The 24,888-nt window shown below is 42.3% G+C and carries 25 protein-coding genes and 1 tRNA gene; 11 read left to right on the top strand and 15 right to left on the bottom strand.

Annotated elements, in window-relative coordinates; genetic code table 11:
* The first annotated feature begins 194 nt into the window (after positions 1–194).
* Positions 195–857, top strand: coding sequence for a GNAT family N-acetyltransferase (locus ACLOAU_RS24220; RefSeq protein WP_427864509.1), 663 nt, complete (start codon positions 195–197; stop codon positions 855–857).
* Here the strand turns inward: ACLOAU_RS24220 and ACLOAU_RS24215 are convergent, their stop codons facing one another.
* The 12 genes from ACLOAU_RS24215 to ACLOAU_RS24160 form a co-directional block, all read right to left on the bottom strand.
* Positions 858–1,394, bottom strand: a complete 537-nt coding sequence (locus ACLOAU_RS24215) for an HD domain-containing protein (protein ID WP_427864508.1) — start codon at positions 1,392–1,394, stop codon at positions 858–860.
* A gap of 87 nt (positions 1,395–1,481) precedes the next feature.
* Positions 1,482–2,060, bottom strand: coding sequence for a YdeI/OmpD-associated family protein (locus ACLOAU_RS24210; RefSeq protein ID WP_427864507.1), 579 nt, complete (start codon positions 2,058–2,060; stop codon positions 1,482–1,484).
* A 64-nt stretch (positions 2,061–2,124) separates the two neighbouring features.
* Complete coding sequence (locus ACLOAU_RS24205; RefSeq protein WP_427864506.1) at positions 2,125–2,718, bottom strand: Pr6Pr family membrane protein; 594 nt, start codon at positions 2,716–2,718, stop codon at positions 2,125–2,127.
* A 43-nt stretch (positions 2,719–2,761) separates the two neighbouring features.
* Positions 2,762–3,814: a DUF5694 domain-containing protein gene (locus tag ACLOAU_RS24200; protein ID WP_427864505.1), complete on the bottom strand. Its 1,053-nt coding sequence runs from the start codon at positions 3,812–3,814 to the stop codon at positions 2,762–2,764.
* Positions 3,815–3,951: 137 nt separating this feature from the next.
* Entirely contained in the window at positions 3,952–4,440 is a 489-nt protein-coding gene (locus ACLOAU_RS24195; RefSeq protein ID WP_427864504.1) for a DUF6985 domain-containing protein, read from the bottom strand.
* 44 nt (positions 4,441–4,484) lie between these two features.
* Entirely contained in the window at positions 4,485–5,177 is a 693-nt protein-coding gene (locus ACLOAU_RS24190; protein WP_427864503.1) for a hypothetical protein, read from the bottom strand.
* A gap of 83 nt (positions 5,178–5,260) precedes the next feature.
* Positions 5,261–5,983, bottom strand: coding sequence for a leucine-rich repeat domain-containing protein (locus ACLOAU_RS24185; RefSeq protein WP_427864502.1), 723 nt, complete (start codon positions 5,981–5,983; stop codon positions 5,261–5,263).
* A 62-nt stretch (positions 5,984–6,045) separates the two neighbouring features.
* Positions 6,046–6,729, bottom strand: a complete 684-nt coding sequence (locus ACLOAU_RS24180) for a hypothetical protein (RefSeq protein WP_427864501.1) — start codon at positions 6,727–6,729, stop codon at positions 6,046–6,048.
* Between the two features lie 243 nt (positions 6,730–6,972).
* Positions 6,973–8,187 carry an alanine dehydrogenase gene (locus ACLOAU_RS24175; protein WP_427864500.1) on the bottom strand — a complete coding sequence of 405 codons (1,215 nt, stop codon included), beginning with the start codon at positions 8,185–8,187 and terminating at the stop codon, positions 6,973–6,975.
* Between the two features lie 186 nt (positions 8,188–8,373).
* A complete protein-coding gene (gene tsaE, locus ACLOAU_RS24170) occupies positions 8,374–8,799 on the bottom strand; it encodes a tRNA (adenosine(37)-N6)-threonylcarbamoyltransferase complex ATPase subunit type 1 TsaE (RefSeq protein ID WP_427864499.1) in 426 nt (141 codons plus the stop codon).
* A 62-nt stretch (positions 8,800–8,861) separates the two neighbouring features.
* Complete coding sequence (locus ACLOAU_RS24165) at positions 8,862–10,142, bottom strand: chloride channel protein (protein WP_427864498.1); 1,281 nt, start codon at positions 10,140–10,142, stop codon at positions 8,862–8,864.
* 116 nt (positions 10,143–10,258) lie between these two features.
* Entirely contained in the window at positions 10,259–12,643 is a 2,385-nt protein-coding gene (locus ACLOAU_RS24160; RefSeq protein WP_427864497.1) for an ATP-dependent helicase, read from the bottom strand.
* A 188-nt stretch (positions 12,644–12,831) separates the two neighbouring features.
* Between ACLOAU_RS24160 and ACLOAU_RS24155 the strand changes: the two genes are divergently transcribed.
* The 4 genes from ACLOAU_RS24155 (at position 12,832) to ACLOAU_RS24140 (ending at position 16,124) form a co-directional block, all read left to right on the top strand.
* Positions 12,832–13,611: a hypothetical protein gene (locus ACLOAU_RS24155; RefSeq protein ID WP_427864496.1), complete on the top strand. Its 780-nt coding sequence runs from the start codon at positions 12,832–12,834 to the stop codon at positions 13,609–13,611.
* Between the two features lie 52 nt (positions 13,612–13,663).
* Complete coding sequence (locus tag ACLOAU_RS24150) at positions 13,664–14,080, top strand: Spy/CpxP family protein refolding chaperone (RefSeq protein WP_427864495.1); 417 nt, start codon at positions 13,664–13,666, stop codon at positions 14,078–14,080.
* A gap of 132 nt (positions 14,081–14,212) precedes the next feature.
* On the top strand, positions 14,213–15,646 hold the full coding sequence (locus ACLOAU_RS24145; RefSeq protein ID WP_427864494.1) for a pseudouridine synthase: 1,434 nt from the start codon (positions 14,213–14,215) through the stop codon (positions 15,644–15,646).
* A gap of 25 nt (positions 15,647–15,671) precedes the next feature.
* The gene (locus ACLOAU_RS24140) at positions 15,672–16,124 is read left to right on the top strand and encodes a GatB/YqeY domain-containing protein (RefSeq protein ID WP_427864493.1); all 453 of its coding nucleotides are present in this window, start codon (positions 15,672–15,674) and stop codon (positions 16,122–16,124) included.
* Between the two features lie 54 nt (positions 16,125–16,178).
* On the opposite strand, the gene ACLOAU_RS24135 is transcribed toward ACLOAU_RS24140, so the two are convergent.
* Positions 16,179–17,291, bottom strand: coding sequence for a lipase family protein (locus ACLOAU_RS24135; RefSeq protein WP_427864492.1), 1,113 nt, complete (start codon positions 17,289–17,291; stop codon positions 16,179–16,181).
* A gap of 107 nt (positions 17,292–17,398) precedes the next feature.
* Positions 17,399–18,328, bottom strand: coding sequence for a malate dehydrogenase (gene mdh / locus ACLOAU_RS24130; protein WP_427864491.1), 930 nt, complete (start codon positions 18,326–18,328; stop codon positions 17,399–17,401).
* 220 nt (positions 18,329–18,548) lie between these two features.
* Between mdh and ACLOAU_RS24125 the strand changes: the two genes are divergently transcribed.
* The 5 genes from ACLOAU_RS24125 (at position 18,549) to ACLOAU_RS24105 (ending at position 22,785) form a co-directional block, all read left to right on the top strand.
* Positions 18,549–19,229 carry a hypothetical protein gene (locus ACLOAU_RS24125; RefSeq protein WP_427864490.1) on the top strand — a complete coding sequence of 227 codons (681 nt, stop codon included), beginning with the start codon at positions 18,549–18,551 and terminating at the stop codon, positions 19,227–19,229.
* Between the two features lie 155 nt (positions 19,230–19,384).
* Positions 19,385–20,503, top strand: coding sequence for a hypothetical protein (locus tag ACLOAU_RS24120; RefSeq protein ID WP_427864489.1), 1,119 nt, complete (start codon positions 19,385–19,387; stop codon positions 20,501–20,503).
* Between the two features lie 61 nt (positions 20,504–20,564).
* Complete coding sequence (locus ACLOAU_RS24115; protein ID WP_427864488.1) at positions 20,565–21,575, top strand: hypothetical protein; 1,011 nt, start codon at positions 20,565–20,567, stop codon at positions 21,573–21,575.
* Between the two features lie 78 nt (positions 21,576–21,653).
* Positions 21,654–21,724: transfer RNA gene (locus tag ACLOAU_RS24110), tRNA-Gln, on the top strand.
* A gap of 86 nt (positions 21,725–21,810) precedes the next feature.
* Complete coding sequence (locus tag ACLOAU_RS24105) at positions 21,811–22,785, top strand: Gfo/Idh/MocA family protein (protein ID WP_427864487.1); 975 nt, start codon at positions 21,811–21,813, stop codon at positions 22,783–22,785.
* A gap of 39 nt (positions 22,786–22,824) precedes the next feature.
* On the opposite strand, the gene ACLOAU_RS24100 is transcribed toward ACLOAU_RS24105, so the two are convergent.
* Complete coding sequence (locus tag ACLOAU_RS24100; RefSeq protein ID WP_427864486.1) at positions 22,825–23,502, bottom strand: 2-C-methyl-D-erythritol 4-phosphate cytidylyltransferase; 678 nt, start codon at positions 23,500–23,502, stop codon at positions 22,825–22,827.
* A gap of 91 nt (positions 23,503–23,593) precedes the next feature.
* Between ACLOAU_RS24100 and ACLOAU_RS24095 the strand changes: the two genes are divergently transcribed.
* Positions 23,594–24,886, top strand: coding sequence for a bifunctional folylpolyglutamate synthase/dihydrofolate synthase (locus tag ACLOAU_RS24095; protein ID WP_427864485.1), 1,293 nt, complete (start codon positions 23,594–23,596; stop codon positions 24,884–24,886).
* Positions 24,887–24,888: the final 2 nt, after the last annotated feature.

The raw sequence follows: 24,888 nt of genomic DNA, 5'->3' as shown, positions 1-24,888 counted from the left end.
AAGTTGGTAACTGTCTCCAATATACTGCTGTAGTTCTAAACAAATTTTTATGAAACCTCTTCTTAATGCCCCCTTTTTATTTTGTTGCATAATAGCATCAGATTAGCAGGTGACTTCTAATACGTTTATATTTCAACATCTCCTGTATAGAAACAAAAGTGTTCCCTCTTCATAAACATATTTGTTATTGTCCGATGATTACAGCCCAAAAAAAAGATAAACCATTGGTGGTTGACCTGCTGGTTCAGTGTTTTTGCGATAGTAAAAACATTCACTATATTATAGAAAAGGATAATGTCGGGAAACGGCATCTAAAGGTCCTGATGTCTTATGCTTTCGACCATTGTATGAATTTTGGAGAAATATTTCTTTCGGAAGACAGGCAGGCCTGCGCCCTGGTTTTGTATCCTGAGAAAAAGATCCTGTCCATCGAAACGCTCTGGCAGCAGCTGAGCCTTGTGGTAAAGTCGTCAGGAGCACAATACTTTAAACGGATATCAGCCAGGCAAAAAGTGATCAGGCAAATTCATCCGCATGATCTGAAGTTTCATCTATGGTTTATGGGAGTGAAACCGGATATGCAGGGCAAGGGAACAGGTAGCCGTATATTGAAGGAACTCATTGCAGCGTCTAAACAGCAACAACGTATTTTTTGCCTGGAAACACCTGACTCCAGGCATATTCCCTGGCTGCATAAACATGGTTTTGGTATTTATCGCCAGCTCGACCTCGGGCATCTGCTTTATTGTATGTTTCATAAAGATGTGCTCTGGAAGGCGCACCCATTTGATCAAGCCTGGAAGCCCCGCCAGGAAAAGCGCTATAACTCTTTAAAAGGAGGACTGAGGCTGGTATAGCTATAACAGATAAGCTTTGTAGGAATGGATCAGTTCCCTGATCCGGTTTTCAAGGTAGGGATTACCGCCCTCCAAATAGGTTGCTATCAAAACTGCTTCGTCTAGGTACAGCGATTTTTTCGAAGCATTCCAAAGCTCCGGAGGCTTTTGCAGGTTCGTAATTCTATCGGCTAATTTAACTGCCCATATTTCTTTAGGAAGCGCTCGTATGCGGCTCAAACTATCCGGCATTTGTTCCGCTTTGGGCAGGTCTTCGTTTTTAGTTAAGGCAAGTACACCGGCGGCAATGTCTTTGCCAAATACTTCACTTAGCTCATCGTAACCGGTATGAGTGTCTTCAATAGTATCATGCAATAGTGCTACCTGTACCGCATCGATTACATTGAAGCCCTGTGAGTGCTGGCTTGCAATTAAAATTTCCATAGCTACATTACAAATATGTACCAGGTAGGGAATATTGGTGCCGGTTATGTTTTGCCCTGCATGCTTTTGTGCTGCAAAACTGATAGCTTTCTGATAAGAGGATTGTAAATCCATAGGAGATATTTAGGTTAAGATCGGTGTATAGAGGACGCAATCAATTGGCCAATATGAACCGTATGTAAAGAGGTATAACTTCGTTGATCAAAACTGTTTTGGTTTTTGTTGTTGAGCAGCTGATTGGGCAACTTCAGTAATTCGTTTAAACCTGGTCTCGGGCCTTTTGGCTGATACGATCCAATACAGGATCATTTTTTTTACCGACTTACTGAGCGTTTCAAAATACGCTTTCGATCCTTTATGTGCTTTGAACAACTTTTCAAGATCAGGGGGAATACTTAAGGCATCCACTTCATTCAATGTATTCCAGGACCCATTTTCCCTGGCGGTTTCGATTGCTTTATGTCCTGCTTCTTTCATTAAACCTGCTTCGATCAGGCGTTCTGTCTTATCCTTATTTATTTTAGACCAGGTGCTTTTAGGCTTTCGTTTGCTAAAGAACTGTATAGAACTTTCTTCATCATGCTTCTTTTTAATGCTGTCGATCCATCCAAAACATAATGCTTCATCCACTGCTTCACTCCAGGAGATAGTTGGTTTTTCGGATGCTTTTTTATACATTACTACCCATACGCTGTCCTGCTTTTTATGATTTTTCTCCAGCCATTTCCTCCACTCTTTATTGTTTTTAGGATAGAAGGTTTCAATTGTTTTTTGTGACATACCGTAACGGGTTTTTGAAAGAAATATAAATGCTATTCGGCAAGGCAGTTGCCGGGATGAGGTATTATTTCCTGACTTTCCTGTTTATGAAAATAAATACAAGCGAAAGAACCATAAAAAGAGCCAGTATAATCAATGCATTTATTAAGGTTTGCTGCAGTCCTATTTCTGTAACATTTACAAAAGGATAGGGGTAGAAGCCGGAAATGCTGCCCCTTATCAATATAAAGAGCAGGTACACCAATGGGTAAATACTCCATGCAAAAATTTGTGAGTACCGAAGACCCTTTTTTTCGAACAGGTACCAATAAATTAAAGCTCCGAGTGGAATAACCGAGTGCAGCAGTTCATCTACCCATTTTTGGAGCCCTTGTGGATCCCAGATATGCCTTAATGCCACCTGGTATACCAACCCTACAATGATAATATAGATGGTTATCGGAGATAATAAACCCTTCTTTCTGGCAATGGGAGCGTCGAACAGCAGGGCTGTGTAATACGTAGCTACCGCAATATTGGTGAGAATAGTAAAATAGCTGAAAAAGCGGATGGTAGCTTCCCCAACAGTATTCACATTGTTGTTAAGCATTAAAACGTATTGGGCTATTACGGCAAACCAACCGGCCAAAGCCAGTAAGCCTGCAAATGATTTTTGCATACTATTGTTGTATGTTGTATAACCGGGGGCTATCCAGGTAAAATTATTGAGTATTGGTGATATTTTTTACAGACACACCAGGCATTTTTTCAAATATATCCTGCATGTATTTTCTGTGATTGGCGCCCGCTATCACTACCACTTTTTGATGTTTTAACGCCCTGGCTCTATTCACAACATTTTCGCACATGCCCTTGTTACGAATCAGCCACCAATGTATTTGCGATAGTATTTCTTCTTTGGGAAAATCTTTTAATTCATATAGCTCCGGGAAATAAAAATCACCCGAAGCTAAAATAGCTGAAGCTTCGTTAGTGTTTAACCATTCGGTAAACCGGGTTGACTTTTTTTCTATGTCCGAACATTCTTCAAATCCTTTCATTCTTTTGGTTAAAATAGCCTCCAGCTCTTTTGCATAAGAAGCCGTCGAGTCTTTTTTAAAGGGTTCAAAACGGGCATAAAATGCAAGGGCCGATGCAGACCAGTTGAGGTCATAATCCTGGCAATCCATAGGTAGCAGTTCCCGGATATTCATTTCCTGCATTAAAGGAAATGCAATCAATGCATATTCTGAAGTTTTCAACCTTCTCATACTCCGGCCGGTGGTGTCTGAATCCGGGCTCAAAAGCTTATTGACATAGTTTTCCAATTGAATATCCGGCGATTTTTGTAAATGATCCCAGACCTGCCAATATTGATAATGCGCATTGGAGACATCCTGGTTCAGGTAATAAGCATGTGCTAAATCTGCTTTTAACCGATAATCTTTGGGGTTTGATAATACCTGCGTTTTTAAACTGTCAATGGTACGGGAAAGGTGTTCTGTTTTAATGTCTCTGTTATTCCTGAGTATTTTCAACCGCTTCATATTATCCTCTTTGCACCAGTAATCCATAACCAGCCTTTCATCTTCTTTACTCAGGAATTCGCCAAAGAACGCAGTAGGTTTAAAGTTTCTGATTTGTGCATAGAGATTGGATACGTCCTGCCGGGGGGATTTGCTGTAGTTGTGTGCGACGCCTATTAATAATACATCAACTTGCTGCGCGTATGTATTAAAGGTTGCGAAAAGAAAAAGTGAAAGAAAATATTTCATGTTTTGTTTGCGTTAGACACATGCTTCTTTATTTGAAGCCTTATGCCAGGGTTATTGGTAAAGGTTTGGGCTTGGGTGAGATATAGTTTCAATAGTTACAGTTGCCTGCCGCACTTTCATTCGGTCTTCCATTGTATCTAGGTTTCTGCAATACCGCCTATTGCTGCTATTTGCCCATTTTCAAACCGGAATTCCAGTCCATGTTCCGTATCTATCTGATAACGTATAGAAAGCTTGATCGCATCATCATCCGGTACACGCAAATATATGATCTCCTTAATGTATTCGTTATGTTTTGCTATGCTGTTAATATTCAATGCAGGTTCACCTGACTTTTCCGGGTTTTCGTAATAATGGGCATATAATTTCAGGTACCGTTCGAATGCTTTAGACTGTATCTGCTCAATATGTGTGTCGATGTGGTTCAGGAATTGCTGATAAGTTGCTGCGAAGTTATCGAGCCTGCTTTCTGTAGGCGGCTCATCTATTTCTTCGCCGTCCTCATCAAACTCTTCTCCCAGGAAGACTTCCACATTTTGCTTGTTAAAAAACGGGTTTGAAAATGTTATGTCTGATGAAAAGCCCGCCCAGTCCTGTTCTATATTTCCCCAGTATGAATGTTTCATAATAAATGCCTATGATTTTCTATTCTATAAAATGCCTGCCGGCTCTACTCTTCCTCGTTACCATCTTCATCTTCATATGAAGTATAAGACCAGTTAACTTTGATTTGGTCGAGTATTTTGTCAAAACGATCCTGGTAGCTCGTGCCTGTGAATATGGCAGTGCCCTTGTTATTTTCATCAAAACAAACACTGACCACTTCATGGAAGTTATCTGTGTAAACTTTCTGTTGTTCGAAGGAGATTTCCGGCACGAGCGTCCATCTTTCTTCGATTGATTGAACCACTTTTTGAGGGATCTTACCCAAATAATTCGCATTGTATTTTAGCCCGCCCATGGTACCATTGTACACCGCCATTAGCAAAAAGAACTGATCAGTTGAATTAGTTTCCAGGTACCAGTCGGGTTCTTCTTCTGTGCCTGAATTGCCCCATACAGGCGGGTTATCCAATTTTAAATCTTCTTCTTTGATACCCCAGCTTACTACTGCCTGGTTTTCTTCATAGATCATTAAATACCTGTCTTTGGAAAAGCCTATCTCTTTTTCGGATGACAGTAGCCGGTTATGGGAAGTGTTAAGGGGTTTATTCCTGCCCAGGTCTGAGTAGTATTTTTTTAACTCGAAAGGTAAACTAATAGCTAAGCTTTTTTCGAGGTCTTTTATTTCCGTTTCTGAAAAGCCTAAATCTTCTTCATCAGGCAAGGTGTAGAGCCGCTTTATTTTTTTTGTGATTGTCATAAGTAGAGACAGGTATCTGGGTTGTGTAATAATTTTTTCGTTAATACCAAATGTTCATAATTGTTTATCAGCAACTGTTGTTCTTACAGGTTTACTACTAACGGAAACTCTTTTTTCAAGATCTCTTTTTCTTTGTCTTTTAGATATCTCGGAAGCATCCAAAGGTGGCGTAATTTTTTTAACCCATGTAAAGCCGTCCAATCAGGATTCTTTTCCCCGATAGTGACGCCGAGGCGTAAATACTGAAGCTGGGTGAGTGCTGTTAACGGCTCAATGCTTTTAACTGGTTTTCCAGTACCGCTCATTTTTCCGTGGTCAATACAAAGCTCTTTTAAGCCGGTCAAACCTGCAATGGGACTTAGATCGTATAGATTGTTAAATCCATAGATATAAAGGGTTTTCAGGCTTTTCAATTTTTCGATAAAGTGGATATTTTCGACTTTTTTGATATTAGCCAGTATCAAAACTTCAAGCGATTGTAGTGCAGAAAGATCGGGTATTTCGTTTTGCGAATTAACGCTTATTTGTAAATATTTTAAATGGGGTAGTGTCGCAAACACAGCAAGGCGCTCTTCATCAATATCGTTTACACTTATCGCTTCTATTTGGTTGTTTCCCTTAAGAGATGAGAGGTTGGTGTATCCGAGTTTAAATTTTTTAAGTGGGGTACTCATGCTTACAATGTGTGCATCCACCGGCAATGCTGACAAGTCAAATGGAGCGTTAATGGTGCCGTCTAAAATACCTAAATGTGCAATAGCGCCGCCTGGTGCTTTCTCTTCTAACAAATAGTTATCCCAATTCATTGGTATGCATTAAATTTTACTGCTGGTCACAGGTGTGTGGGGGAGAACAACCCAACGAAACCTTATTTTTTTGGAGTGATCACTAAATTTCTAAAATAGGCTTCTGTCCCGGGACCTATCCATAAGCCGATACTCCCTTTGGCATCAGCGCCATGTTTCAGATCCGAAACGATCAAGGTGGGCTGACTGGCATTATGAACAAATAATTTTGCAGTGTTGCCCTGTACCTCAATTTTTACTTTTGTCCAGGTTCCCACTTCTAAGTCAACATAAGATTCATACTTCTCAGGAAAATCTTTACGCAGCTTATACCAGGGGAAATCGGGGTAGGAAATATATTGAGCAGCGTGGTTTCTTCGAACCTGGTCCGCCGCACGTCCGTTGGTGGGGCGCAGATAAAAGCATTCAAACTCTTTATTGGAGCTATCTATGCGAAACGCTATGCCCACAAAACCCCGGGCCCCTTCTGAGGCATTTTTCATCGGCTGACCCGCTAATTCAACTTCGATAGTGCCATTATGGAACGAGGTGTTTTCCAGTTTGGCTATTCTTAATTCGGTATCGGCCTCGGGTTCTACATCCGTCACTTCTACCGATTGTTGTTGCTTCAAAATCCCTGCTTGAGCAGCTACATTCAGGGTTTTTAGATGACTGGTATCCTTAAGCGGATATACTGTTTTGCCAGACTGGCTTTTGGCGATAAGGCCGGCCAGGGCACAGGCCAGGAACAGGGTGAGTCGCTTCATTGTTTTGAGTTTATCAGGTTATATGTTCACTGATTCTTATAGATGTTAAAATGCCGAAAGATGATTGACCCAGCTCTCTGCTTTCATCATACGCTTTATGTTGGGTTGTCTGCAGTTCGCAGGAAACCAAAAAGATGGCGACTAAGATGGTAACTACGAATTTCATGGTTATGGAATTGTCTTAACGCTCAACATTGTTAAGTTTATCGATGCTCTTAAAACCTTTCGCCTTTAGAATGCGTACTACCGCTGACTTGCAATCAACAGGTTGAGATCTGTATACTTCAGGTCAAAACGCTGACTTAAATAGAAATTGGTCAAATGTCCTTTAAACAGGTAAATGCCGTTACGTAAATGTATCCGGTGCCAGGCCAGGTCTTCAATGCCTCCTTCTTCGCCGGCATCTATCAATAAAGGCATTAAAACGTTACTAATGGCCTGGGATGCGGTACGCGAAAATCCTGATGGTATATTGGGCACACAGTAATGGATCACACCGTATTTCATAAATATGGGCGACTCGTGGGAAGTCACTTCCGAGGTTTCAAAAACGCCTCCGCGGTCGATACTGGCATCAATAATGACAGAGCCTGGTCGCATGCCACTAACCATTTCTTCGGTCACGATCATTGGCGTACGGCCACTTAAATTAGATAAACATCCCACCGCAACTTCGCAGGTACGCAGTTGTTTGGCCAATAATTTGGGTTCAATTACCGAAGTCCATAACCGGTGACCAATTGTATTTTGCAGGTTCTTTAAACGGCTTACGTTGTTGTCAAACAATTTAACCGATGCGCCTAAGGCCAGCGCCGCGCGCGCAGCATATTCGCCTACAATGCCGGCACCAATAATAATAACCTTAGTAGGAGCAATGCCCGAGATGCCACCGAGCAACACACCCTTGCCATGATTAGCAGAGCTTAAGTATTGCGCTGCGATCAACATAACCGCGCTACCGGCAATTTCGCTCATGCTTCGAACAATCGGATAGGAATCTGTATCGTCTTTGAGGTTTTCGAACGATAAAGCGGTAATCTTCTTCTTCATCATCGTGCACAAAACCTCGGGCTGCAGTACCGATAAATGCAATGGCGAAATAATAGATTGGTTCATTTGCAGCAATGGTAAATCTTCCTCAATAACCGGTGCGCTCTTTACCATTATGGGTGCTTTAAATACTTCTTCACGGCTGTACACAATTTTAGCGCCGGCGTCAGCATAATCCTTATCGCGAAAATGAGAGGCATCCCCCGCATTATGCTCCAGCATTACATTGTGTCCATTATTGACGAGAACGCTCACCGCATCGGGAGTTAATGCGATCCGGTTTTCCTGGAAGGCAATTTCTTTAGGTATTCCAATAGTCATACCTTCTCCCTTCAATTTAATGTCCAGGGTTTCTTCCAGCGTTTCGTAGCTGAATGATGTGCTGATAACAGGCTGTTTTTTACTCATACTTGTGACAGAAGTGTACTAGTTTATCTCGGTTATATTTAATACGACTAAAAAATATTCTTAACCAGGTTAATTGCTTACTTATAGTTCATCGGTGATCAATAATGGTTCATGGTCTGTTCTCGGTATCACTGTTTCATCTTACCTGATCACACATTATTCATCACTCCCCAAATTTACTCTTTTTTAAGCTATTTCCAGCGACCGGTGCATGTCTCCTTCTACGCTTAGGTGTACGTGTACGGTATCATCCGGCAACAAAGCTGCAGCCCTTTCAGGCCATTCTACAAAGCAATAATTGCTACTGTACAGGCAATCTTCTACACCGGTCCGGATGGCTTCTTCCTCGTCCTTAAGCCGGTACAGGTCGATATGGTACAATCGCTTTTGGGTCCCGTTATCATCGTAACGATATTCATTGATCACGGAGAAGGTAGGGCTGCTTACCACGTCTTCCACCTTTAATAAATGGCAAATGGCGCTGACCAGCGTTGTTTTTCCTGCGCCCATAGTGCCATGTAGCGCAATCACTTTGCGACCCTTCAGCTCGCTCAACAGCCATTGTGCCGCCTGGCTGATCTCGTTTAGTGTATATTTTTTTATTGTAGACATGCCTTAAAATGTAGAATGCAAATATCTTTTTTTATTACTAAAATACCATTACCCCGATACAACTATACCTGTTGCGATTTTGATAACTTGTAAAAATCGTAAGTGTAGGCATTGTAGGGAAGCAGCCGCTGCGAGAATAATTTAGCGGTAAAGCACCCGATGGTGATGGGGATAAACAAGCTATAGCCATTAGGTACCAGGTTACAGGTTAATATCAATGCAGTGAAAGGGGCGAAAATAGCAGATGAAAGGGTAGCAGCTGCGCCAACCAGGGCAAAATTAAGTGGTATCAAATCTGTATGAAAATAGGTATTACAGAAAATAGCCAGTAATAAACCCAGCAAAGCGCCCGCTACAATACTGGGCGCAAAAACACCGCCGTCGCCGCCGGCGCCCAATGTAAGCGAAGCTGCTAAAGGTTTTAAAAGGATCAATGAAGCCAGGAGTAACAATGAAACACGTTCTTTGCCGATTGCTGTTTCAAGTATATGATTCAGGCCATGGTAACTGTCGCCATATAAAGCCGGGAAGCACACAATGGAAAGGCCCACTATTAATGCGCCGATGTTTACCCTCAGGAAGTTATTATGTATCTGCGCAAAAAGATGCTTGATACGGGTTACCAGAAAAGTAAAGTACACTGCGAGTGCGCCACTTAACAAGCCCAGCAGCACAAAGAAAGGAATGGCATACCAGTTCCAGTTTTGAATAGAAAAATGAAGCAAGGGCTCATTATCAAAAAAGAAAATAAACGCGGCGGCTATAATGGCAGAAGCTGTGCAACTAATGATCAGTGATTTGCCTACTTTCCGGGCAATCACTTCCATGGCGAATAACCAACCCGCCAGGGGGCTTGCGAAAAGTACAGCTACTCCTGCTGCTACGCCAGCGCAGATCAGCTCGCGCTTATACATTTTTGCCGAAAACTCCCTTTTGTAACCCATATTACCCACAGTAGCTGTTGCTACTACGGTTGAAACTTCTACGCCAGTTGATCCGCCGAAGATCACTGTAAGAAAACCATTGATATAATGGGAGGGTATTTTAAAGAAGGGGAGATGCTCTTTTCGTTGGTCAAGGGTTTTATAGATTTCTGTAATGCCTTTGTTTTTGCGATTCAGAAACAGGTGTTTACGGAGAAAATAAATGGCCGTAATACCAATTGTAGGCAGTATCACCAATAATATCCTGTGGGTGTTTTCTACCGTATCAAATACCCGGTGCTCGAAATATTCTGTGACGTGTTTGAGTGAAAATGCCAGCAGGCAGCTGATTAAACTAATGAGAATAGAAATGAGTGCCAGCTTGTAATAATGATGAGCGATGACTTTTTTCCTTTCCACGCGGTTCCTGTTTAAATGAGGAGCAGGGAAAAGCCCAACACCTGTTTAATAGGGTGCAAAGGTAACAACTGTTGCTGTAAACAACAGTTGTTAATGGTTATTTGATTGGTTGTCAGCTAGCCTACAATTCTTAACCGGGCATAGTTGAGCAGGATCTTCTTCTCTCCGTTGGTCTCAAACTTTATGAGCGCCATAGGATTGTGGCTGGCTCCCTCCATTTTGATGATCTCTCCAAATCCAAATTTCTGGTGCTCCACTTTTTGTCCTACTGCTAATTCAGCAACCTCATTGGCTACGAAATTTTCTGTAGGTGTGTGGTCGGCCACCTTTTTCTCCATCTTGGGAGGTAAGTAGCTTGGAGTTGCTGACTTTTTACTGGGTGGCGGACCGTAACGTTTTTCCGCATCTTCAGTAGCTTTCTTACCACCGCTCCAGCCGCCGGCAAATCCATTGTTCATCCGTTCAAAAGCACTGCCGCCCCCAAAATTGTTGCTCATTTTGGTGCCTCCGCCTGCGTAGCTGCGGTCCAGCAGTTGCTCCGGCAGTTCTTCTATAAAACGGCTGGGCTCATTTTGCACCAGCTGGCCAAATTTATAACGGGTGTTGGCGTAAGTAACCCATAATTTCTTTTTAGCCCGCGTTACTACCACATAAAAAAGGCGGCGTTCTTCCTCCAGCTCTTCCCGGGTATTAATGCTCATAGCGTTGGGAAATAACATTTCTTCCAGCCCGGCTGCAAATACGCATTCAAATTCCAAACCTTTTGCTGCGTGAATGGTCATCAGCTTTACCGTATCCGCATCGGGGTCTTTCTCATCAGCGTCTGTCAGCAAAGTGATCTGTTGCAGGTAAGCACCGAGGCCTTTGTCTACTACTTCGCCATCTTCGTTATCCGGGCTCTCCACCCACTCTTTAATAGAGTTTAGCAACTCCTGTATGTTCTCGTAGCGTTGTAATCCTTCTGTGCTTTTGTCATTGAAAAGTTCTTTTACCAGGTTGGTATTCTTACCTACGTGAAAGGCTACTTCATAGGCATTGTGTTTCTCCAGCATGCTGGAAAAGCTCCGGATCATTGTAACAAAATTGTTGATCACTTCCAGTGTACCGGCGCGAAAACCATGCTGTGCAGCTTCAACCAGTATTTCCCACATGGTTTTATTGTGGGTGTTGGCCAACAATATAATTTTATCTATGGTTGTTTTGCCAATGCCACGTACAGGATAATTAATGATCCGCTTCAGCGCTTCCTCGTCGCGGCTGTTAATGATAAGCCTCAAGTAAGCCACGAGGTCTTTAATCTCTTTACGTTGGTAAAAGCTAACGCCTCCATACATCGTATACGGAATGGCCATGCGTCTTAAGGCTTCCTCGAAAGCCCGGCTTTGCGCATTGGTACGATACAGGATGGCAAAATCTTTATTTAAGAAGTGATTCCTTAGTTTTTGCTCCTGTATACTGTCGGCAACAAATTTTCCTTCTTCGTTATCCGACATGGTTTTTACGATCCGTATCTTCTCGCCCTCGGCATTTTCAGTAAACAGTACTTTAGGTATCTGTCCCTTATTTTTGCCGATCACGTCATTGGCAGCGTTGATGATCGTTTGTGTACTGCGGTAATTTTGCTCCAGCTTTACTACTTTTACTTCGTCGTAGTCTTTTTGAAATTGCAAAATATTCTGGATGGTAGCACCCCGGAAACTATAGATACTCTGGGCATCATCTCCCACCACGCAAACATTTTCGTGCATGGCCCCCAATAGCTTTATTACCTCATACTGTGCCGGGTTGGTATCCTGGTACTCATCAATTAGTATGAATTTAAATTTATGCTGGTATTTGCTTAGAGATTCGGGGTTGGTTTTAAGCAGCTCGTAAAATTTCAGTAACAGGTCGTCGAAATCCATTGCCCCGTTCTTAAAGCAGCGCTTGCAATAAGAATCGTAAATTTTAGCGATCGCCGGCCGGTTAGCGCGAATGTCTTCCTGCTGTACATAGTAATCCGTTGCATAATCGGCTGGTGAAACCAGCGCGTTTTTGGCAGAGGATATACGGTTGTACACCTGTGATGGTTTGTACAATTTATCATCCAGGTGCATTTCGTTGATCACCGCTTTTACAACGCTTTTGGCATCGTCGGTATCATAAATAGTGAAATTATTGGGATAACCGATCCGGTGTGCTTCTGCCCTTAGAATTCTTGCAAATACACTGTGAAAAGTGCCTATATATAAATTTCGTGCCTCGTTGCCTCCTAAAATGTGTTCTATACGTTCTTTCATCTCCCGCGCCGCCTTATTGGTAAATGTCAGCGCCAGTATATTAAAGGCGTCAATACCGCTGGCCATTAAATGGGCGATACGTGTAGTTAATACCTTGGTTTTGCCACTTCCTGCACCCGCAATAATCATAATGGGCCCCTGAATATGTAATACTGCCTCTTTTTGCCGCTCGTTCAATCCTTTTATATAATCCTGCATGGGCGCAAGGTACGAAGAGCGCATGATTTATAGGGTAGGCTACGCTCAAAAAGTATCGGCGTCAAAAAAATCTCCCGGCGAATTAGTATATTTTAACAAACACCCGTTAAACCTCCTAAGTTATTTGTAGTCAGATAACTGTTTGTAAATGTTTAACAATAATTAGCAGAAAGTTTGTTTTTTAAATATCATCTAAATAAAAAGCAAAGACGATGTATTTGATAACGAAAAAAGCAGGACTATTATCGTTGGTATGGCTGTTGACCAATGTGTTAATGGCCCAGGAAATTCCTTCAAGAACGAACGACGGAGTAAGTAGTGCTGCTCCCAGGGAAGCGCGTAAGGACGCATATTTTAATTTGAAACTTACCAAGGAGCAGCAAAAAGATCTGCAGGCAGTTAATAAAGAAAACCGGGAAAAGATCAAAGAAATTGCTGCTGATAGTGCACTGGCGGCCAGGGATCGGAAAGAGAAAATGCTGGTTGTGAGAAAGGAGCTGGCGGAGAAACGTAAGGCTGTTCTTACACCTGAACAATATGATACGTATGAAAAAAACTTAAAAGAGATCAAAGAAAAGGGGGTTGTGAGCGCGGAAAAAAATGTGGTAAGCAAGGTTGATAAAAATAAAGAGAAAGATCTCAATGGGTTGAGCAGGGATGAGCCGAAAAAGACATCTAAAAATGGGAGAAGTAACTGGAACGATTTGCAGATGACCGGGGAGCAGCGGGAAAAGATGAAAACGGCCAATCAGGATTATAATTCGCGGGTACAAACTATAAGGAGCAATATATCTGTTACATCCTCAGAAAAACAAGACCAGATAAGGGAAGCTTACCGGGCCTACGAGATGGAGGTAGGATCTATTCTTACTTCTGAACAGAAGTCGAAATGGGATGATCAGCAACGAAGAGCCAGGATGACCATGTCGCCAAGAGAATTGCAAGCCGATCGTAGCAGGAGAGGGATGAGTAAATTAATTTCAGATCAATAAATAAATGCCTTCACAGGCGTTTGGGATTACAACAACAAATAAAAAAACAAAAATGAAAAAGTCAATTTTCCTCGCTGCCATGATCAGCGCTTTCAGTATTACTGCCACTTATGCACAGGATGCTCCAAAAGAAAGACCTAAAGGAGAAGCACGCCAGGGAGGCGAAAGACGAGGTGGCGGTGGCGGGTACAACGCTGCTGAAATGTATAAAGATCTGAACCTGACCAAAGACCAGGAAACTAAGTTGAAGGATCTGAACGATGAGCAAGGCAAAAAGATGCAGGAGTTAAGAAATGACAATTCTTTAAGTGACGATGCGAGAAGAGAGAAAATGCAGGAAATGAGAAAAGATAGAATGGAAAAAGAAGGCGCTATTTTAACTAAAGAGCAGAAGGAAAAACTGGATGCTAAAAGGAAAGAAAGAATGGAAAGAGGCGGTAACAGGGGCCCTCGCGAGAACAAGCAATAAGCAGATGCTTCTATAAGGAACTGTGTTTGTAAACTACTTTCTCTGAGAAAAAGCTCGTGATTTAAGTCACGAGCTTTTTTAATGTTATCTTTGTGGTTTAATTACTGTTGGAAAACAGCAAAATATCATTACATGAAAAAAATAGATCCCCGCTTTCAGAAGTTTGCTAAAAAGAAAAGCAATGCTGCCATAAAAGAAGGCTTTAAGCAGGAGAAAAGAAAGTACAAAAAGGAAAGGGCAGAGTTCTTTGAGCAAAAAAAGAAAGAAGCCCGCGAAAAGCAGACAACTGCTCCTGTAATTGAGCGTGAAAAAGTAGCCTTGGAGCAAATGCCGCTTAACAAATACCTGGCGCACGGCGGGGTAAGTAGTCGTAGGGAAGCTGCCGATCTTATTAAGGATGGCAACGTGAAAGTGAACGGTAATGTAATAACTGAGCCTGGTTATAAAATGGCAGATGGGGATGAGGTCACCGTAAACGGAAAGAAGATCTTTATTACAAAAAACCTGGTTTACATCCTGGTGAATAAGCCCAAGGATTATATAACCACTACTGATGATCCTCAAAAACGTAAAACGGTTCTGGATCTTATTAAAAAAGCTACACAGGAGCGTGTTTACCCTGTGGGAAGGCTCGATCGTAATACTTCGGGGGTTTTATTGATTACCAATGATGGAGAGTTGGCGCAAAAGTTAACACATCCAAGTAATGAGGTGAAAAAGATATATGCTGTAACATTGGATAAACCGCTGGAAAAAGGAGACTTTGATAAGATATTGAAAGGAGTAACGCTTGAAGATGGCCCTGCTTATGTTGATGTGTTGGCTTATAGTGACGCGAATGACAGAACACAAATAGGGGTAGAAATTCATAGCGGACGCAACCGTATTGTTCGCCGGATCTTCGAAAGCCAGGGCTATGATGTAAAGAACCTGGACCGGGTGATGTTTGCGGGGCTTACCAAGAAAAATGTAGAACGTGGTAAATTTCGTTTTCTTACGGAAAAGGAAGTACGTAACCTGAAGTATTTTGGAAAGGAAAATAAGAAAGTCGGCAAGGGGCAGGCTTCGGCGAAGAAAGATAATTATGTTGCAGGTCAGGACGAAGAATTAAGTACCCCGGCGAAGAGATTAAGAAGGCCGGTCAAAAAGGAAGGATTCCCTGAAAAGCGACACTCCGGGACAAAGGACAGTCATTTCAAAAGGGAAGGTTTTGCTGACAAAGCTCCGGCTAAAAGAGCGGAACGATCTTTTAAACAAGATGATCACGCAGGAAAAGCTTATGCAAAGCCAGCTGGACGTGCTTTTAAAAAAGAAGGTCATGGAGGTAAAGCTCCTGCAAAAAAAACTGGCAAGACCTTTAAAAAAGAGGGATTTCCAGAAAAGCCTTATTCGAAGTCTGCCGGTAGTGGTTTTAAAAAGGAAAGCTATTCGGGAAAAGCTCCGGCTGGAAAGACAAGTAAGCCGTTTAAAAAGGAAGGTTCATCTGGCAGCGGTTCAAAGGGCGGCTATAAGGGAGCTTCAGGATCTGCCCGGCCAGCAAGACCGCGTAGAGACAATAATAAATAATTCATAAACTGATCAATATATTAATATGTCGTTAGAACAAACTATTAATGCAGATATTAAAACTGCGATGTTGGCTAAGGATGCCAACGCATTAACGAGTCTTCGTGCGGTGAAAGCTGCTATTCTTTTGGCTAAAACCGCCGAAGGTGCAAAGGGCGAATTGAGTACAGATGATGAGACTAAGATCGTGCAGAAGCTGGTAAAACAACGCAAGGATTCACTGGAGATTTTTGAGCAGCAAAATCGCGCAGACCTGGCTGAAAAAGAACGCCAGGAAATAGCGGTTATTGAAAAATATTTACCCGCACAACTTTCACCTGAAGAGCTAAAAGCAGCGCTTCAGCAAATTATTGCCGAAACCGGTGCTTCTTCTCCTGCTGATATGGGTAAGGTAATGGGGGCTGCCAGCAAAGCATTGTCCGGCAAAGCGGAAGGGAAAGCTATCTCAAGCATGGTAAAAGAATTACTGGCGTCTTAATTATAACGTTATAGGTTATTTAGCTGCTTGCTCCTGACGGGGCAAGCAGCTTTTTTATTGGGGATAATGTTTTTGTATTAAAAAATAATAGGGGGCAAAATGATGGTGAAGAAAATCATCTTTTCCGTCATCTTTGAACTTTGCATCATATGCTGCGTCAGGTATCAGTACAACCGGGCTTCCTGCTCTCATGTAATTATTGGATGCAGAATAGGCAGGTTGTTTAAATTGAGGCAGGGCTTTTTTGATGGCCATTTTATGAACGGTTTTGCCGAGGTATTTGGTATACATTTTCTGTGCCTTCCGTGGTTTACGGTTGACTCTTCCATATAAAATGCCGCCAATAAATCTTACACCAAATTTTTGCTTTTTCAGCAGCGCCTTTGTTTTAATCAACGGATTGGGCAGGCTCATATCCTGTATGCGTTGAATAGTGTAAGGGGACTCGGGTACCCAGTCTTTACGGTTAACAATTGTAAAGCCCCATCCGTTCCGGGTTATATTTTCATAGTCGTAGGCATAATACATATTGCCGGGTTTGGGAGCGGCACTGCAATAGGTTTTAAATTGTATGTCTTTAGCCAGTTTGCCATCCTGCTGTAAATAATGCAGGTAAGAGCGTAACAGGAACGCGATAGCCGCTCCCTGGCTATGACCGAATATGTAAATATCACGCACTCCTTTCTGGTAAAGACCCTGTATTTTTTCTACAATATCGGGCGCCATAGATGCCAGTGATACCGTCCAGCCTACATGCACAGTTGCTTGCTCGTCTGACGAAAGCTTATAGTGAAATTCAGTAGAGTCGTTCAGGTTAAGTTTGCCCGTTGCTGGTATCATAGCCGCATAAAAATTGGCCAGCCAGCTTATTTTATCTCCAATCGTTCCTCTTATTGATATCGCAGCCGTGTTATCCTCTCTCAAATAAAGCGACCATTGATTCTTCAAGCCCACTTCAGGAGAACGGTATAGCCTGTTATAAGGGTCCCTGGTAGTTTTACGCAGGTTGCTATCAGGAATACTGTTTCCAAAATAAAACAGGGAGAATAAGGAGATATACTCGTTTACATCAAAGCCTGGTTTTAATTTTGTTTGAGCCCGTAGTGCATGGCTACCGGATAAAAGCAACGTAGCAGCGATGCATAAGGTTGTTAGTAAGCGTTTCAATTGGATTCTTTTTAAGAGGTGAATATTTCCCGCTTTTTCAAATTGCTGAAATCAGTATTACAAAAAAGCCAGCGATTTAAATCGCTGGCTTTTTGAAGGAAGTATTATTAAAGCGTTTTCAAAACATCATTCATAGCTCTTACCGCATCAGCGCTTTTGTTGAAAGCAGCCTGCTCTTCATCGCTTAGTTTAAAGTCGAGAATTTGTTCCCATCCATTTCTACCGATAGTAACGGGCACTACCAGTGAAATATCATTTTGGCCATATTCGCCCTCCAGGAAAACACCACTTGAGATCAGTTTTTTCTCATCACGTAAAATACTTTCTACCATGGCTGCAGTTCCTGCACCTGGCGCATACCAGGCAGAAGTTCCGATGAGCTTGGTTAAAGTGGCGCCACCAACCATCGTATCTGCTACAATTTTCTGTTGCTGCTCCTCACTTAAAAAATTGGTTACGGGAGTGCTGCCCCATGTAGCGTGCTTGATTAAAGGGATCATAGTAGTATCGCCATGACCTCCAATTACCACTGCGTTCAGGTCAGCCGGAGAACATTTCAGCTCCTGGCTCAGGTAATAACGAAAGCGGGCCGAATCCAATGCGCCACCCATACCAATCACTTTATTTTTCGGTAAGCCCGAAGTAGTATAAGTGAGGTAGTTCATCGTGTCCATCGGGTTAGACACTACGATGATAATAGTATCAGGAGAATGCTTTAGTATATTTTCAGTAACACTTTTTACAATGCCCGCGTTTACACCAATCAGCTCTTCCCTTGTCATGCCTGGTTTACGTGGTAAACCTGACGTAATTACCACCACGTCTGAGTTTTCTGTAGCCACATAATCATTGGTAACACCTTTGATTTTTGTATCGAAGCCCAGCAAGGCAGCCGTCTGCATCATGTCTATCGACTTTCCTTCGGCAACACCTTCCTTTATATCTAATAAAATAAGTTCTGATGCCAGTTCTTTGCGGGCGATATTGTCGGCACAGGTGGCTCCTACTGCACCGGCTCCAACTACGGTTACTTTCATTTGCATTGTATTTTAAAGATGATCAATCGGTTACTTGCAAACGTACATTAAATTTCTCATCCATAAAATTACATCGGCGATGGATGAACAATTTAACAGAAGTTGCCGGCGACAAAAGTAAAGCCCGTAAATATTACCTGAAGAGAGGTTCATTGGGTAGATAGCAAACCAACCAGTTCTTTCGACTTTCAATATTATCTTTGATCAATAATTGATCAGTATGGAAAATCAGAAAGGCGGTTTTTTTAGCGGGTTAAAAAAAATGATCTTTAAAGAGGAAGACGTGCCATTACCTGCGCAGCAACCCGAACCTACTCCTGCTAAAGTGGCCAACCCGGTTGTAGTAGAATCCAGGCCGGCTAATACTTTTGATGCAGGCAGTGTACCGGTTGAAGCAAGGGAAGATGCGGCAAAGAAAGCCTACCAGCTTATTGAATCTATTAATCAACCCGGCGTTGATTTTTTCGAGGTGTGGAACGCGGTAGAAGAAAGCGGTGGTGCGCAAGCCGCATCATTGAAACAGGCATTTAATACTTTAAAATTCGCTGATAAAACCCTGACCAAGGAAAAGCTGTTGAGTAGTGGTAATTACTATAAAAACGAATTACAAAAAGCCCTGGATAGTGATGTACAAAAGAAGAACAGTGAGAAGGCTGCTATTACCAACAAGATTAAAGAGTCGAAAGAGACCTTAGCCGCAGAGGTTAATTCGTTGGAAGAACAGGTAATCAGATTACAAAAAACAATTGCAGAAAAGCAGGCTGAATTGTCGAACCTGCAGGCGCATTGGCAGCCTAAGTTAGAAGATATTGAGAAAAAGATTCAAACCGGAAAACATGCTATAGAGGGGGTGATCAGTAAAATGCAAACGCTGTTGGGCTTAGCGGAAAAAGAATTGTAGCGTGTTTAAGACCTTTGTTTCCTGTTCGTGTAATATCGAGAAATAGCAGTTCTTTTTGCCCTCATTTTTTGACCGATATTAGATCTGTATTTACCGATTTACACCGTGCTGAACCCAGTTTTATCAGTAATTTTACTCTATAAAAAAAATAGTTAATGACCTCATCCAACAACAATTCGCTCGCTAATACGATACCCGCGTCGTTAAAAAGTCAGCTCCCTATTTTCCAGGTAATTGGAGATAAGTTGCCTGCGGTAGTTAAAACGCCCGAAGCCAAGAAAACATTCAGTGCCCTGATCTTCTGGGTTCTGATGATCGGAGGGGTTATTGCTTTTGTAAAATACTTACCCCTACTGCTTCAATACGCCCAACAAAGTGTACTGTTTGTATTGTTTGGTATAGTATTTATTGTGCTGCTGATGCTGGCGCCAAAAATAATAAGTGTGTTGCATCGGCTAGGTACCGTGTTATTGTTTAAAGGCGAAAAGGCAATTATCCGCAATAATCCTATTGAGTCTTTACAATTATTATCGCGTGAAGCAAAAGATACTTTAAAGCGTGTTAAGGAAAAGATCGCCAATGTTGATGGTGTGCGCATTGACATGATCCAAAGCGGCGTAACCGCGCAAAATGCGGCACAGGAAAAATATACTTTCGCTAAGAGATTTACTACCGAAGCCGGCAACCTGGAGCAAAAAGGCAAGGAGGCCGAGCAGGCGCAGGACAGGGAGAAGGCAAATGCCTTAAACCGGGATGCCAAAGAAACCCGTACCAAGGCGTTTCTATTAGGAAAAGAAGGAGAGGCTGAAGAGCAGAATGCACGCAGCTATGCGCAATATGCTAACCAGTTTGCTAAAGTGCTGGAAGTATTAAAGGATAATGAAAGTGCTGCGCGTATTTATGTGAGCACGCTGGATAGTAGTATCTCCATCATCAATAAAAAAATGGAAGCTACCAGTAAAATGAAGAATGCTACAGATGGCCTGGCCGAGGTCTTCAATATTAAAGACGGCTGGGTCTTCCAGGAAGCAATGGGGGCGGCAACCAGCGCTATCAGCCAGAATATTGCGGCGATACGTTCGAACCTGGAGTTCCTGGATCAGAATAATTCAGTGACAGTGGGCGGTACGCCGAGCCAGGAAGAGCTGACTGCATTCATTCAAAAAGTAGATCAGAGAAATTTGACTAAATTAAATGTGAATGAAGTAGGACAAAGCTATCATGAGTTAACCAACGAAGAAAAAGTGGATAAAGGCTTTTCCCTGTTGGACTAATTAGAGTTTCATTTTAATCGCTATTAAAAATCTTTTTTTTACTAAACCCAACACAATCAAAATGTCAAACGGATCAACATGGAGCAGGCTGCGCTGGCCGGTAAAAGCGCTCATAGTAGGTATACCTCTTGTAGGTCTTATCTGGTATGGTAGTCAGAACGAAAAACTAAAGGACAAACTATCTTCTGATACCACAACCACCGAGGTAGCAACCGATGGAGAAAAAAAAGAAAGTTCTGAAAATAAAACTGCGACCAGCAGCGAACACAGAACTTTTGCTTACCAGCCTGAAAAGCCGGTAAATGGTGAGCTAAAAGGCGTAGTAGAAGTAGGAGCTTCGGGCTTTAACTCTTTTGTAGTTAAAATTGATAAGGAAAAAAGATGGGAAGTGGTATCCAAAGAATTTGGAAATTCAATGGTGTACGAAGGGTTGGCTACGGCTGACGATATCCGCCTGGGATTGAAAAAATACCTGGCTGGTATGTTTGATAAAGGGGTAGCCAATAAGAATATGCATTTCGTGATCTCTTCCGGCGCACAAAAGGAGCCTAAAACCGAAGGTATTGTGAAAGAGTTGAAGAAAATGGGTTATGTGGTAAACCTGGTTACTGCTGAGCAGGAAGGCAAACTGGCACTAAAGTGTGTGCAACCTGCATCCTATAAAGAAAGTTCTTTCGTAACCGATATTGGCTCAGGAAATACAAAACTGTCCTGGTATGAAGGTTCTAACCTTAAAGCGGTAGAGGCAGAGGGCGCCAAATACTATGAATTGAATAAAAGTGATGAGGCTGTTTATGATAATGTAAAGTCAAAAGCAAGTGCCATTCCACAGAAGAACAGGGATGTATGTTTTATCGTTGGTGGTGTGCCCTTTGAACTGGCAGATCAGACCAAGCAGGACGGAGAGCGTTATACGGTGTTGAAAGCTCCGGCTGACTACAAATCAGACAAGGCTAAAACAAAGGCCGGGATTAATATTTATAAAGCGCTTACAGATGCTACCGGTTGCGATACTTTTGTTTTCGACTGGGATGCCAACTTCACTATTGGATTTTTATTAGGTCTTCCCTAAAAAAATTGTTGATTAGTTTTGTTGCATAAAATGAAATTTCCTTATTTTTGCAACCCGATTGAGAAATCGGAGCAGGATTGACCCATGGTGTAACGGTAGCACTACTGATTTTGGTTCAGTCAGTTAAGGTTCGAATCCTTATGGGTCAACAAAAGAGCAGGTTCTTAAGAACTTGCTCTTTTTGTTTTAAATGAACTTTTGATACAGGTTATTTTAAAAATGAATATTTTTGACGATGCTTAAAATAGGAATAGTTGGTGTTGGACATTTGGGGAAATTTCACCTTAATAACTGGTTGGAAATTAATGATGTAGAAGTTGTTGGGTTTGTAGATCCCAGTGATGAGATTGCTGCCGATGTGATTGCCAAATATGGTGTCAAACGGTTTTTTGATACGGATGATTTCCTGAATCAGTGCGATGCCATTGATATTGTAGCTCCAACCAACTATCACTACGAGTGGTGTGAAAAAGCCATTAAGCTGGGCAGGCATGTGTTTGTTGAAAAGCCTTTTGCGCACACTATGGATGAAGCCCGGCAATTAGTAAAACTCGCTAAAGAATCGAATATTAAGCTGCAAGTGGGCCATGTAGAGCGGTTTAACCCCGCGTTCCTGGCTTTGAAGGGTTTCGACCTGAAACCAATGTTCATTGAAGTGCATCGCCTGGCACAATTTAACCCGCGTGGTACGGAGGTTAGTGTGATCCTGGACCTGATGATCCACGATATTGATATTATTTTAAGCCTTGTAAAAAGCGATGTAAAGAAAATTTCTGCCAGCGGCGTAGCGGTGATGACCGATACGCCTGATATTGCCAATGTACGTATTGAGTTCGATAATGGCTGCGTAGCGAATCTTACATCCAGCCGTATTTCCATGAAAAAGATGCGCAAGATGCGGGTATTTCAAAAAGACGCCTATATAGGTATTGACTTCCTGGATAAGAAAACAGAGATTATCAAGCTCAAAGAAGACCAGGATACCAACGTCTTTGCCTTTGATATGGCTACTCCTACAGGTACCAAAACCATTGCTGTAGCGAATCCGCCTGTTCCCCCAATCAATGCGATTAAGCGCGAGCTGGAAGAATTTAAAGATGCTATTAATAACAATACCCAAACGGTTGTTTCAGAGATTGACGGCCTGAAAGCAATGGACGTGGCCCACCAGATACTGGCAAAGATCGGCAATACCAGCATCGCGGGATAATACAATAATTAAGATTTTTATGGTACGTGAGGCAGCTAATTACTTAGTCCTGTCTGCGAGCACTTGTTCTACAATAGCCAGATCTACAGGGTGCGTAATTTTGAGATTTTGCTTCTCGCCTTCAACAAGTGTTACCATCATGCCAAATGCTTCTACCACACTGGCTTCATCGGTAAACCAGTCTTTATAATCGATATTAAAAGCCGGAATTAAGATCTTGCTGTGAAATACCTGGGGTGTTTGTACCAGCACAATTTTTTCGCGGTCGATTGCTTCGTTCAGTCCATCATCGTTGATCATACGCATGCTGTCGCTGCTTTTAACAACGGGAATCGCAGTTCCCATTTCCAGGGCAGTTTCATAACAACGATGAATCAGGCTGGTGGTTAATGCACAACGTACTGCATCGTGTACAAATATGATGGCTTCGTCTTCTACCAGGGCAAGCCCGTTCTTTACGGAGTCAAACCGGGTAGCGCCGCCAACAGCAATCCTGATCCGGTCGTTTTCAAAATAAGCGTCTATGATCTCACGCCCCATGTCAACATAATCCTCGGCTAATACCAATACAATTTGCAAATCGTCATATGCCGATAGAAAAGTATTTAAGGTATGATACAGAACCGGCTTATTCTGTAACATTAAAAACTGTTTGGGTAGCTCACTGCCCATTCTCTTGCCGGCACCTCCCGCCACTATGATCGCAACTTTGTTCATGCGCCAAAAATATCAATATTTGGTTGGAGAGATTTAAGATTTTTTAATTTTGTAGAGACAAAGCAAACCTTCCACCTGTTTATATTTGCGTATGAACTATCAGCAAACCTTAGACTACATGTATGCCCGGCTACCTATGTTTAGCAAGATAGGCGGACAGGCTATAAAAAACGGGTTCACTAATATAATAGCACTTTGTGAAGTATTGGGCAACCCTCATCAAAAAGGAAGGTTCGTGCATGTTGCAGGTACCAACGGTAAAGGATCAGTGAGCCATATGCTGGCTTCGGTTTTGCAATCGGCAGGCTATAAAACGGGTTTATATATTTCTCCTCATTTAAAGGATTTCCGGGAGCGCATAAAAATTAATGGTGAGATGATCGCCGAACAGGAGGTGGTTGATTTTGTTGAACAAATGCAAACGCATATCGAAAGTATTCAGCCCAGTTTTTTCGAATTGACGGTGGCCATGGCTTTCCATCATTTTACAAAGCACCAGGCAGATATTGCCATCATAGAAACAGGACTGGGAGGCCGGCTGGATAGCACTAATATTATTAAACCGGTTATTTCTGTTATTACCAATATTGGTTATGATCATGTGCAGATACTGGGTAATACATTAGAAGAAATTGCAGCAGAGAAGGCCGGTATTATCAAGCCCGGCGTACCGGTTGTAATAGGAGAGAAGGCTGCGGAAACCGAGCCTGTGTTCAGAAATAAAGCAACTATGGAAGCTGCTCCTATCTTTTTTGCCGGAGAACATTTACAGGTAGCCGACTGGAAGCAGGAGGAGCATGGTTTAGTAGTATACGTTGCAGAAAATAATAAAACCGACCATAAAAAACATCACCTGGATCTTACCGGGCAGTACCAGACCAAGAACCTTTTAACGGTATTGGAAAGTTGTCAGCAGTTGAAAGCGGCTGGCATTGATCTGCCGGAGCACGCCATAGAACAGGGTTTAAGGCAGGTGAAAAAGTTAACCGGTTTACATGGCCGCTGGGAAACCATACATCAGCATCCGCGTATTGTATTGGATGTGGCTCATAATGAAAGTGGCATGCGGGAGGTCTTAAATCAACTGGAGATAACTACTTATCATCGCCTGCATATTATATTGGGAATGGTAAAGGATAAAGATGTAGACACCGTGATAAAAATGCTCCCTGTAAATGCTACTTATTATTTTACCAATGCTGATATTCAAAGGGCTTTGCCTGCAGGTGAACTTCGCGACAAAGCGTTGCGGCAGGGTTTAACCGGACATGCGTTTCATAATGTAAACGAAGCACTGGCAGAAGCCCAGACACATGCTCATCCTGATGATTTGATATTGGTATGTGGCAGTGTATTTCTTGTAGGAGAGGTAGCGCTACATTAAAC

It is taken from the genome of Paraniabella aurantiaca (assembly GCF_050309965.1).
In the GTDB taxonomy this organism is placed as follows: Bacteria; Bacteroidota; Bacteroidia; order Chitinophagales; family Chitinophagaceae; genus Niabella.
This window is presented reverse-complemented; position numbering and strand designations above follow the sequence as displayed.

What these genes read in the sequence shown, in the direction of transcription:
- ACLOAU_RS24155 (WP_427864496.1), top strand. Translation starts at nt 12,832, where the DNA reads ATGTATTTGATAACGAAAAAAGCAGGACTATTATCGTTGGTATGGCTG.
- ACLOAU_RS24125 (WP_427864490.1), top strand. Translation starts at nt 18,549, where the DNA reads ATGGAAAATCAGAAAGGCGGTTTTTTTAGCGGGTTAAAAAAAATGATC.
- ACLOAU_RS24210 (WP_427864507.1), bottom strand. Translation starts at nt 2,060, where the DNA reads ATGTCACAAAAAACAATTGAAACCTTCTATCCTAAAAACAATAAAGAG.
- ACLOAU_RS24160 (WP_427864497.1), bottom strand. Translation starts at nt 12,643, where the DNA reads ATGCGCTCTTCGTACCTTGCGCCCATGCAGGATTATATAAAAGGATTG.
- ACLOAU_RS24200 (WP_427864505.1), bottom strand. Translation starts at nt 3,814, where the DNA reads ATGAAATATTTTCTTTCACTTTTTCTTTTCGCAACCTTTAATACATAC.
- ACLOAU_RS24185 (WP_427864502.1), bottom strand. Translation starts at nt 5,983, where the DNA reads ATGAATTGGGATAACTATTTGTTAGAAGAGAAAGCACCAGGCGGCGCT.
- ACLOAU_RS24145 (WP_427864494.1), top strand. Translation starts at nt 14,213, where the DNA reads ATGAAAAAAATAGATCCCCGCTTTCAGAAGTTTGCTAAAAAGAAAAGC.
- mdh (WP_427864491.1), bottom strand. Translation starts at nt 18,328, where the DNA reads ATGAAAGTAACCGTAGTTGGAGCCGGTGCAGTAGGAGCCACCTGTGCC.
- ACLOAU_RS24105 (WP_427864487.1), top strand. Translation starts at nt 21,811, where the DNA reads ATGCTTAAAATAGGAATAGTTGGTGTTGGACATTTGGGGAAATTTCAC.
- ACLOAU_RS24120 (WP_427864489.1), top strand. Translation starts at nt 19,385, where the DNA reads ATGACCTCATCCAACAACAATTCGCTCGCTAATACGATACCCGCGTCG.
- ACLOAU_RS24180 (WP_427864501.1), bottom strand. Translation starts at nt 6,729, where the DNA reads ATGAAGCGACTCACCCTGTTCCTGGCCTGTGCCCTGGCCGGCCTTATC.
- ACLOAU_RS24140 (WP_427864493.1), top strand. Translation starts at nt 15,672, where the DNA reads ATGTCGTTAGAACAAACTATTAATGCAGATATTAAAACTGCGATGTTG.
- ACLOAU_RS24220 (WP_427864509.1), top strand. Translation starts at nt 195, where the DNA reads ATGATTACAGCCCAAAAAAAAGATAAACCATTGGTGGTTGACCTGCTG.
- ACLOAU_RS24175 (WP_427864500.1), bottom strand. Translation starts at nt 8,187, where the DNA reads ATGAGTAAAAAACAGCCTGTTATCAGCACATCATTCAGCTACGAAACG.
- ACLOAU_RS24115 (WP_427864488.1), top strand. Translation starts at nt 20,565, where the DNA reads ATGTCAAACGGATCAACATGGAGCAGGCTGCGCTGGCCGGTAAAAGCG.
- ACLOAU_RS24095 (WP_427864485.1), top strand. Translation starts at nt 23,594, where the DNA reads ATGAACTATCAGCAAACCTTAGACTACATGTATGCCCGGCTACCTATG.
- ACLOAU_RS24215 (WP_427864508.1), bottom strand. Translation starts at nt 1,394, where the DNA reads ATGGATTTACAATCCTCTTATCAGAAAGCTATCAGTTTTGCAGCACAA.
- ACLOAU_RS24195 (WP_427864504.1), bottom strand. Translation starts at nt 4,440, where the DNA reads ATGAAACATTCATACTGGGGAAATATAGAACAGGACTGGGCGGGCTTT.
- ACLOAU_RS24100 (WP_427864486.1), bottom strand. Translation starts at nt 23,502, where the DNA reads ATGAACAAAGTTGCGATCATAGTGGCGGGAGGTGCCGGCAAGAGAATG.
- ACLOAU_RS24150 (WP_427864495.1), top strand. Translation starts at nt 13,664, where the DNA reads ATGAAAAAGTCAATTTTCCTCGCTGCCATGATCAGCGCTTTCAGTATT.
- tsaE (WP_427864499.1), bottom strand. Translation starts at nt 8,799, where the DNA reads ATGTCTACAATAAAAAAATATACACTAAACGAGATCAGCCAGGCGGCA.
- ACLOAU_RS24190 (WP_427864503.1), bottom strand. Translation starts at nt 5,177, where the DNA reads ATGACAATCACAAAAAAAATAAAGCGGCTCTACACCTTGCCTGATGAA.
- ACLOAU_RS24205 (WP_427864506.1), bottom strand. Translation starts at nt 2,718, where the DNA reads ATGCAAAAATCATTTGCAGGCTTACTGGCTTTGGCCGGTTGGTTTGCC.